We start from the raw sequence: 9,333 nt of genomic DNA, 5'->3' as shown, positions 1-9,333 counted from the left end.
AAGGTGGTTATAGCGTTGGGGATCCACCTCTTCCCATTCCGAACAGAGAAGTTAAGCCCAACCGCGTCGATGGTACTGCGTAAAAGTGGGAGAGTAGATAGCCGCTGTTTTAGAAAGAGAGAGCGAAAGCTAGACAAGAAAGCCGATTCAGTTTTGAGTCGGCTTTTTTTATTTGAAGATATCAGAGAAAGTACAGATCTTATTTTTTATCCTATATAATATTCCTCTTCCTTCATCGTTCAATATATATTGACTGAATATTTCGATATGAAAAGTATATATGATTCCCGCCAACGGCTGAAGTTTGTATTTATTTTTACGGCTATCCTGATCGCGATTGCTTCGCTTGTGGTCTCAGATATGTTGATCAAGGACCTGGCCCGGGAGGAACGCCAGAAGATGGAGGTGTGGGCGGAAGCCACCCGGTTAACGGCAAGCAAGAATACGGCTGTGGATTTGTCTCTTGTTTTGAAAATCCTGGAAGGAAATACGACTATACCGGTTGTACTTTGCAATGACAAAGACAGTATTATGTTCGTAAAGAATATAAATTTCCCCGAAAATGATGTGGAAGAATTTAAGAAAGCTAAAGTAAAGGAGCTGAAAAGTAAGAATACGATTGTGATCGATATGGAGGATGGAACCTTCCAATATGTCTATTATGACGACTCTGTCATTCTAAAACGATTGTTGATTTATCCTTATGCGCAGCTTACGGTTGTATTTGTCTTCATCGTGATCGCTTTTCTGGCGCTTGCAAGCACCAAGAAGGCCGAACAGAATAAAGTATGGGTCGGACTGTCCAAAGAGACGGCTCATCAGTTAGGAACGCCTATTTCGTCTCTGATAGCTTGGGTGGAGTACTTGCGGACAAAAGAGATAGATTCTTCCCTCTTGAGCGAGATGGAAAAAGATGTGAAGCGTTTGGAAACGATTGCGGAGCGTTTTTCTAAGATCGGTTCCAATCCGGACCCGGTTCCGGTGGATATCAACAATTCTATCCGTTCGGCTTTGAGCTATATGAGCACGCGTATTTCTTCGAAGGTCAAGATTTATACGCATCTTACCGATGGACCGGTCCCGGTGTTGATGAACGATTCCCTTTTTGCTTGGGTTATTGAGAATCTGACTAAAAATGCAGTAGATGCGATGGAGGGGCAGGGGGAAATCACGTTTCAGGTGGAAGAACGTGACAAGGTCGTTCGTATCGATGTGACCGATACAGGAAAGGGAATCGCCAAGTCTAAGTTCAAAACGGTATTCAACCCCGGCTATACGACCAAGAAGCGTGGTTGGGGGCTGGGATTGTCTCTGGTAAAGCGTATTATCGAATCTTATCATGGAGGAAGGATATTTGTTAAGAACTCGGAAGCCGGCAAAGGCACGACTTTTCGGATTGAGCTTCGGAAATATAAGGGCTAAAATCTTAGATGATAAAAAATAACTGCAAAGGTGTTGCATTTGTGTTTAGTTTTTTCGTACCTTTGCAAGGTTTTTACACTAAAAGGCTTTGGGAAAGTTTAAATTATATAATGTAGATTTGAAAAATCTCACTCCAGGAGTACACGAATTCGAGTATTTATTGGAGAATAAGTTTTTTGTGGACATCGACGGAGACCAAGTCCAGAAGGGAAAAGTGAAGGTTCACCTTACGGTAAAACGGTCTTCCATGATGTTTGAAATGAACTTTCAGATTGAAGGTGTTGTTATGGTTCCGTGTGACAGATGTCTGGACGATATGGAAATTCCAATCGACACGCATAATCGCCTGGTGGTAAAGTTCGGTAAAGAATATGCCGAAGAAAGTGACGAAGTAGTGGTTATACCGGAAGACGAAGGTGCTATTAACCTTGCGTGGTTCTTGTATGAATTTATTGCATTGGCTATTCCAATGAAGCATGTACATGCTCCGGGAAAATGTAATAAAGCGATGTCGTCCAAGCTGAAGAAGCATACTGCCAGAAGCACTGACGACGGAGATGAAGAGTACGAAGACGATAGCGTGGAAGATGATATCACGATTGACGACGACGTACCTGTGGCAACAGATCCGAGATGGGATGGTCTGAAAGGTTTACTTGAGAATGATAACAATTAAATAAATTAAAACATGGCACATCCTAAAAGAAGACAAGGTAAGACAAGAACAGCCAAGAGAAGAACTCACGACAAGGCTGTCGCTCCCACAATGGCTATTTGCCCGAACTGCGGCGCATGGCACATTTATCACACTGTATGCGGCGAATGCGGCTATTACAGAGGTAAATTAGCTATCGAAAAAGAAGCAGCTGTCTAAGTTTATCCGAACTGATTAAGTTTTGATAAACCAAGAAATAGCCCTAAAAATTTTTTTAGGGCTTTTTTTTAATTGGGATATATAGTCCTTTTTATTTTTAAAGATATGGATAAGATAAATGCGGTAATAACAGGCGTAGGCGGATACGTTCCCGAAGATGTATTGACGAACGAAGAAATTTCGAAGTTGGTGGATACGACGGATGAATGGATCATGACGCGTGTTGGCATCAAAGAACGCCGAATTTTGAAAGGTGAGGGCATGGGTACCTCATATATGGGTATACGGGCTGTGAAGCAGTTACTCGAAAAGACAAATGTGAACCCGGAAGAGATAGAAGTGATCCTCACGGCTACGACTACGCCTGACCATCATTTCCCGACCACTTCCTCCATCATAGCCTACCATACCGGTTGCAAGAATGCAATGACTTTCGATTTGCAGGGAGCTTGCGCCGGTTTTTTGTATGCATTGGAAACAGGTTCCAACTATATCCGCTCGGGACGTTATAAGAAAGTGATTGTCGTGGCCGGTGATAAAATGACCGCTATAACGGATTATCAGGATCGTTCCACCTGTCCTTTGTTCGGTGATGCTTGCGGGGCCGTGTTGCTCGAACCAACGACGGAAGAAGTGGGTGTGATGGATACCATCCTGCGTACCGATGGTGTAGGCTATTCACATCTGATTATGAAGTCCGGCGGTTCAGCCTATCCTCCTTCACACGAAACGGTGGATAATCGCGAACATTTCGTTTTTCAGGATGGCAAATATGTCTTTAAGTATGCCGTTTCGTATATGGCCGATGTCGCTGCCGAGATCGCTGAACGGAACGGGCTGACACACGACGATATCTCATGGATCGTGCCTCATCAGGCAAACCTGCGTATCATCGATGCTACGGCTAAACGTCTGGGAGTGGATATGGAAAAGGTGATGATCAATATCCAGAAATACGGAAATACCAGTGCCGGGACAATTCCTATCTGTCTCTGGGAATGGGAAGACAAGCTGAAGAAAGGCGATAACCTGATTCTTGCCGCTTTTGGAGCCGGTTTCACTTGGGGTGCAATTTATCTTAAATGGGGGTATAATGGAAAACAAGCATAAGTCCGGCTTTGTTAATATTGTCGGTAATCCGAATGTCGGAAAGTCTACGTTGATGAACCGTCTGGTGGGAGAGCGTATCTCGATCATCACTTCGAAAGCGCAGACGACACGACACCGTATTATGGGAATCGTGAATACCGCTGATATGCAGATTGTGTATTCTGACACGCCGGGAGTCCTGCATCCGAATTATAAGTTGCAGGAGTCTATGCTTAATTTCTCGCAGTCGGCACTTGGTGATGCCGATGTACTGCTTTATGTAACCGATGTCGTCGAAAAGATCGACAAGAATGAAGAATTTCTCCAGAAGGTTCGGAATGTGGAATGTCCGGTGCTGTTGCTGATCAACAAGATCGACACGACCACCCAACCTGAGTTGGAAAAGCTGGTAGCCGAATGGAAAGAACTTCTTCCGAAAGCCGAGATCATCCCGATCTCCGCCCTTTCGAATTTTAATATAGATTACGTGAAACGCAGGGTGGAAGATCTGATGCCTGAATCTCCTCCCTATTTCGAGAAAGATGCGCTTACCGATAAGCCGGCCCGTTTCTTTGTGACGGAGATCATTCGTGAGAAGATTCTCCTGTACTATCAGAAAGAGATCCCGTATGCGGTAGAAGTCGTTGTTGAGCTGTTTAAAGAAGAAGCTGAGCTGATTCACATCAAGGCGCTCATCATTGTTGAACGTGATTCCCAAAAAGGAATCATCATTGGGCATCGTGGCCAGGCATTGAAAAAGGTAGGTGCTATGGCCCGTAAGGATATCGAACGCTTCTTTGATAAGAAGGTTTTCCTGGAAATGTTTGTCAAAGTAGAAAAAGACTGGCGTAACCGGGACAACATGCTGAAGAACTTCGGTTATCAGCTGGATTAATTAACAGCACAGACAGAAAAAGTTGTTTATGGGAAATATTGTTGCAATAGTTGGTAGACCCAACGTAGGAAAGTCCACCCTCTTCAACCGTTTGACACAGACGCGCCAGGCGATTGTCAACGAGGAAGCAGGCACTACCCGCGACCGTCAGTATGGCAAGGTTGAGTGGACAGGTAAAGAATTTTCGCTGATTGACACCGGCGGATGGGTGATTAATTCGGATGATGTTTTTGAAGAAGAGATAAATAAACAGGTGAAAGTCGCTCTTGAAGAAGCAGACGTGATCTTGTTTGTCGTTGATGTGTTGAATGGAGTTACGGATTTGGATAACGAAGTCGCCGCTATCCTGCGCCGTGCCAAGAAACCCGTGATTGTTGTGGCTAACAAAGCGGATAACTTCGAACTGCATCCCTCCTCTGCCGAATTTTATTCATTGGGATTGGGTGACCCGTTCTGTGTCTCTGCCATCAACGGTTCTTGTTCCGGCGATTTGTTGGATAAGATTGTTGCTACGCTTCCGGAGGATAAGCCGGAGGTGCTCGAAGAAGAGCTGCCCCGTATCGCCATTATCGGTCGTCCGAATGCAGGTAAATCTTCTTTGATCAATGCTTTTATCGGTGAAGACCGTCATATTGTAACGGATATTGCAGGTACGACCCGCGATTCCATTTACACGAAATATAACAAGTTCGGCCTGAATTTCTATTTGGTGGATACGGCCGGTATCCGTAAGAAGGGGAAGGTGAATGAGGATCTGGAATACTATTCCGTGATCCGTTCGATCCGCGCCATCGAAAATTCGGATGTTTGCGTGTTGATGCTGGATGCCACCCGAGGCATCGAAAGTCAGGACCTGAACATCTTCTCTTTGGTCCAAAAGAATAAGAAAGGTTTGGTCGTTTGTGTGAACAAATGGGATTTGGTGGAAGATAAAAGCCAAAAGGTGATCGATACCTTTACGAATGCGATCCGTGAACGTCTGGCACCGTTTACCGACTTTCCTATCCTGTTTATTTCGGCATTGACAAAACAGCGTATCCTGAAAGTGCTGGAAACCGCCAAAGAGGTATATGAAAACCGCCAGCGCCGTGTTCCGACAGCCAAGCTGAACGAAATCATGCTGCCGATCATCGAGAACTATCCGCCTCCCGCATGGAAAGGAAAATATATCAAGATTAAATATATCACGCAGCTTCCTGCCGGTCAGGTTCCTTCGTTTGTGTTCTTCTGTAACTTGCCGCAATGGATCAAAGAACCTTATAAACGCTTCCTGGAAAACAAGATCCGGGAAAACTGGAACTTCACAGGAACTCCGATCAATATATTTATTCGGGAGAAGTAAAAAAGAAAAAGCGCCGTTTGGCGCTTTTTTTGTGAACCGTGCCGGATTCGAACCGGCGACCTCTGCCCTGTCAAGGCAGCGCTCTAAACCAACTGAGCTAACGGTTCCAATGCTGTAAAGATAAAAGGAATCCCCGGAAGTCATGCACTTTCCGGGGATTTTTTTATGTTTTTTTATTTTTAAACAGCTGATGTTTATAGCGAGTTCAGCAATTTATTCAGTTCATTCACCATTTCGGCTGCCGACTGTTGAGTTTCGGACAGGCCTTCCGGAGTGAATTTGGCAACCGCTTTGTTCAGTTTGTCCAGTTTGCCTTTAGCACCTTTGGCTGTCAGTTCTTCGCGGAGGATGCGGATCTTTTCGCAATCCTGGATACCTTCGACCAAGCGTTCGAAGCGGATCGAGCTGCGGGGACCCGGATAGATACTGTAGGTGTCGCCGGCTGCCCAGGTGCGGAAGCGTGAGTCGCGTAGCGGATCGGCAGTCCAGCTGTTTACGGCCCAGCGTAGGTAACCGTCATAACCTCCGGCGATGGCATGCAGCGCTGTCCAAGGAGCTTCGGCCGGATCGGAGAAGGTGAAGGTATTCGGGAAAGCTTCGGCACAGCAAGTGTAGACCGTGCTGATCTGCCCTTTGCGTTCACGTTCGGCTTTTACGTCAGCCGGGAACTTGTGGCCGTAAGGGATTGCCAGATAGTAGAGGTCGGACTGGATTTCCGGATGATAATTGCCGGCCAGCGTGATTTTGAATTCCGGATCGGCCTGCTTGATGACTTTGATCGCTTCGCGCATGGCTTCCATCGGACGTTCGTCCATCGAGATGGCAGTCTTTTCAAACCAGCCTTTTTCACGCAGGTGGCGGGAGAAGTCTTTCAGGAACGAACCCCAGTATTCGGTATATTCGGCATCACCCGGTTTGACGTTGATAAACTGTACCCGGTTGGTCGCTTCATCGTAATAGTCGAAAGTCAAAGCCCAAGGGATCATGGTGTAGCAGCTGATCAAGTCTTTGATCCCTACTTCGTTCATCATGAATTCCACCCATTTGTCGAATACACTATAGCTATAAACCCATGTCCCGTCGATCTTCTTGGTGCGGGTTACCATGCTGTCGAAATGATCTTCCGTCTGGCCTGCCCAAGGTTTGTGCATGATGCTGGTCGTGATGGCACGTTGTCCGGCATTCGCCAGCATCTTCATGATCGGGAGCATTGCATCGAAATGTTCCTTACTCCAGAGCGGAACCTGGTAGTAGCGGGCTACAGAATACGGATTTTGCCACAGATCCAAATGGAAAGCCCAATCCTGTGGGGCCGGCAGCGTACGGTTAAGTACGTCTATTTCGAACTGAAGGTCCATGGCTTGGAAATTCTTTCCCGAAACGGTCAGCGTCCCTTTGTATTTTCCGGCACGGGCATCGGATGGAACCCATACGTTCAACCAGATGGGTTGCGTCGTACAGGCTTTGATATCCTGAATCTTTACGATATCCAATACATCGGCAACGACGGATGAATCCCATTCCGCCTTGTTTTCGCGGTGTCCGCATCCGCCTTTACGATCCTTGTTCAATTCGTCGGTCATGACATAGCGGACGAAGTTTGTCGTGACGGCAGAAGCCGGAATTACGGAAGAGCCGCTTTTCAGTTCGCTGACGGTGATCGTCGCATCGTCCAACGCTTCTTTTGTCCACAGCACGGCTTGTGCATTGATGCGTTCCCCTTTCCAAGCTTTCCCTTGCCAGCGGGTTGTCTTTTTAATGTCAGGGACGTTCAGTTTCTTGTAGCGGATATCCGTTGTTCCCCAGCTGATTTGAGTAGGTGTTGTCATTTTGTCCCAGATTTCCATGCCGTCATGCGGCTTGGTATCCGTCAGTTCCTCATAATTGCCTAATGGATACTTTTCTGTCTGTTGAGCGAAACAGACCGGCCCCAATGTCAGCAAGGCCGAAAGGATAAGAGCGTTCTTCATGAAATGATTGATGTTTTTAGTTTACGTGGGTAAAGATAAGAGAGAATTGACAATTGACAATGGACAATTGACAATTTCTTTACTTGCACAGGTCCGGAAAAGAACGGCCATCGAATCCTCCTTCTTTTATGGGAGTCAGGGCTGACAACGACAGGTTGCCCTTTCTTTTCTTTACAATACTCTCTTTTTGGAGGAAATCATATATCTCCTTGCCTGTTTTGTTTTTGAGCAATGAGACTTCGATCTCTTTGTTCTGTACGGAATCTTTTATTTTAATCCGATAGTATCTGTCATCTTCCTTCTTTTCGATGACTTTGCCATAGATCTCATCCGGTAGATTCTTTTCGTAAAAGCTTTTGCAATTACTGTCGGCAGGATTCTGGAAAAGTAAAAAAGCGAATAATAAAAGTAATGTTTTCATTTTATTTGAATTTTATGAACATGAGTATCGGGTTGCTTTCCTCGTTTAGGCGGTGGTCGATGTCAACCATCGAGGATTTGCCCTTGAACGTGTATCTGTTGTTATCGGCGATTTTTGAAAATTCCGTCCGTGAAATGGGGAACACGTAGTAGTCCCCGTGTGATGCCAGCGGTTTCATTTGCCCATCCGGCGCATCGAACTTGACAAGCGTGTTGCTTTCCTTCTTTTTGTTGATAATGGAGGCATACGCTTCTCCTTTATAATAATAATCTGTATAAATAAAAGTTTCGTTTTCCGATACATTGAGGAAATAGATGAAATCTTGTTCTGCCAGTTTTTGTATGAATAGCATCGGATTTTGGTTTATGTTTGAGTCGTAGACGAACGCTTCGTCTATCCATTGACTACCGAAATCGAACTGCATACGGGGAACAACCCTGTCATTGAACACATTGTAGATGGTATTGCTGTATGTCGGGACAAACAACAAGGTGTCATTCACGTAATAAAGCGTTTGTCTTGGTGAAAAATGTACACTTGCCGTTTTCTCGAAAGGCAAGAATTTGCGTGTTTCCCCATCTGCATTTTGGATGAATAAGCGATATCTTAGGTCGCTTTTGACAGTACCTATGCTTTCTTCAAACACGAATGTGCCGTCTTTAAGCATTCCGAAAGCTGTCGGACCGAAAGGAACAGGTGTGTGTATTTCGTTGATAAATTTGAAATCGTGTGTGTAGTTTAAAATCTTATTTTGAGTGGCATCCAAGATATAGAGGTTATCGGTTGGCTGATCGATATGTATTCCATCGACTCGTATATATTCGCCAGGTCCGTTTCCTACTACTTCATGGGTGGAAAGGTGCTGTCCTTTTTTATCGAATTGTAGGATACTATTGGTTTTCCGGTCTGTTAGAATAAACTTGTCACTTATGCTTAATTGGGCAATTTCACCGATAACACTACTGTCGTTTGTCTCCAAAACAACGAAATGTGCGGTGTCGATAAGGGCGAAGAAGTTAGTGTCGGAAACCTTGTTTACATTGATGGAATATGTCTTGGCTGGTTTTTCTTTGAACTCTTTTTCCTGATTACATGATAAGACGCTTAGCGTTAATAGAAGTAAGAGTACATTACAAAATCTTTTCATGATATTATAGTAATTAAGTAATAGAAGAATAAAAGGGATATGTCATTTGTTTTTGACACATTTCTTTTTAGACTATCGCAATAACTGTAATACAAATTTTTTTCATGTTTATATTAATTTGAAATGTTATGCACATGTTACAAAAGTACGGATAAATAAACGATATTGTCGTT

General features: G+C 44.7%; 9 protein-coding genes, 1 tRNA gene and 1 rRNA gene. 7 read left to right on the top strand and 4 right to left on the bottom strand.

Annotation, left to right across the window (positions count from 1 at the left end; all coding sequences use genetic code 11):
• The 7 genes from rrf (at position 1) to der (ending at position 5,622) form a co-directional block, all read left to right on the top strand.
• Positions 1-110, top strand: a 5S ribosomal RNA gene (rrf, locus tag ACW6QF_RS06405).
• Positions 111-267: 157 nt separating this feature from the next.
• Positions 268-1,422, top strand: coding sequence for a sensor histidine kinase (locus ACW6QF_RS06400; RefSeq protein WP_298549693.1), 1,155 nt, complete (start codon positions 268-270; stop codon positions 1,420-1,422).
• An 88-nt stretch (positions 1,423-1,510) separates the two neighbouring features.
• Positions 1,511-2,098: a YceD family protein gene (locus tag ACW6QF_RS06395; protein WP_298549694.1), complete on the top strand. Its 588-nt coding sequence runs from the start codon at positions 1,511-1,513 to the stop codon at positions 2,096-2,098.
• 12 nt (positions 2,099-2,110) lie between these two features.
• Positions 2,111-2,296, top strand: a complete 186-nt coding sequence (gene rpmF / locus ACW6QF_RS06390; RefSeq protein ID WP_005634607.1) for a 50S ribosomal protein L32 — start codon at positions 2,111-2,113, stop codon at positions 2,294-2,296.
• 105 nt (positions 2,297-2,401) lie between these two features.
• Entirely contained in the window at positions 2,402-3,406 is a 1,005-nt protein-coding gene (locus ACW6QF_RS06385; protein WP_186931594.1) for a beta-ketoacyl-ACP synthase III, read from the top strand.
• Positions 3,390-4,280, top strand: coding sequence for a GTPase Era (gene era, locus ACW6QF_RS06380; RefSeq protein WP_298549697.1), 891 nt, complete (start codon positions 3,390-3,392; stop codon positions 4,278-4,280). Before ACW6QF_RS06385 ends, era begins: the two co-directional genes overlap by 17 nt.
• A gap of 28 nt (positions 4,281-4,308) precedes the next feature.
• Positions 4,309-5,622: a ribosome biogenesis GTPase Der gene (gene der / locus ACW6QF_RS06375; RefSeq protein ID WP_456087193.1), complete on the top strand. Its 1,314-nt coding sequence runs from the start codon at positions 4,309-4,311 to the stop codon at positions 5,620-5,622.
• Positions 5,623-5,654: 32 nt separating this feature from the next.
• On the opposite strand, the gene ACW6QF_RS06370 is transcribed toward der, so the two are convergent.
• From ACW6QF_RS06370 to ACW6QF_RS06355, 4 genes are all read right to left on the bottom strand, one after another.
• Positions 5,655-5,729: transfer RNA gene (locus ACW6QF_RS06370), tRNA-Val, on the bottom strand.
• A gap of 87 nt (positions 5,730-5,816) precedes the next feature.
• Complete coding sequence (locus ACW6QF_RS06365) at positions 5,817-7,592, bottom strand: glycoside hydrolase domain-containing protein (RefSeq protein WP_456087192.1); 1,776 nt, start codon at positions 7,590-7,592, stop codon at positions 5,817-5,819.
• A 79-nt stretch (positions 7,593-7,671) separates the two neighbouring features.
• Positions 7,672-8,013: a hypothetical protein gene (locus ACW6QF_RS06360; RefSeq protein ID WP_456087191.1), complete on the bottom strand. Its 342-nt coding sequence runs from the start codon at positions 8,011-8,013 to the stop codon at positions 7,672-7,674.
• 1 nt (position 8,014) lies between these two features.
• The gene (locus ACW6QF_RS06355; RefSeq protein ID WP_456087190.1) at positions 8,015-9,160 is read right to left on the bottom strand and encodes a 6-bladed beta-propeller; all 1,146 of its coding nucleotides are present in this window, start codon (positions 9,158-9,160) and stop codon (positions 8,015-8,017) included.
• Positions 9,161-9,333 lie beyond the last annotated feature (173 nt).

It is taken from the genome of Parabacteroides sp. (genome assembly GCF_977054455.1).
The sequence above is the reverse complement of the archived record's forward strand: the minus strand, read 5'-3'. Positions and strand labels throughout refer to the sequence as shown.

Excerpts from the sequence above, each read along its gene's own strand:
- ACW6QF_RS06400 (WP_298549693.1), top strand. The coding sequence starts at position 268 with ATGAAAAGTATATATGATTCCCGCCAACGGCTGAAGTTTGTATTTATT.
- rpmF (WP_005634607.1), top strand. The coding sequence starts at position 2,111 with ATGGCACATCCTAAAAGAAGACAAGGTAAGACAAGAACAGCCAAGAGA.
- ACW6QF_RS06385 (WP_186931594.1), top strand. The coding sequence starts at position 2,402 with ATGGATAAGATAAATGCGGTAATAACAGGCGTAGGCGGATACGTTCCC.
- era (WP_298549697.1), top strand. The coding sequence starts at position 3,390 with ATGGAAAACAAGCATAAGTCCGGCTTTGTTAATATTGTCGGTAATCCG.
- der (WP_456087193.1), top strand. The coding sequence starts at position 4,309 with ATGGGAAATATTGTTGCAATAGTTGGTAGACCCAACGTAGGAAAGTCC.
- ACW6QF_RS06365 (WP_456087192.1), bottom strand. The coding sequence starts at position 7,592 with ATGAAGAACGCTCTTATCCTTTCGGCCTTGCTGACATTGGGGCCGGTC.
- ACW6QF_RS06360 (WP_456087191.1), bottom strand. The coding sequence starts at position 8,013 with ATGAAAACATTACTTTTATTATTCGCTTTTTTACTTTTCCAGAATCCT.
- ACW6QF_RS06355 (WP_456087190.1), bottom strand. The coding sequence starts at position 9,160 with ATGAAAAGATTTTGTAATGTACTCTTACTTCTATTAACGCTAAGCGTC.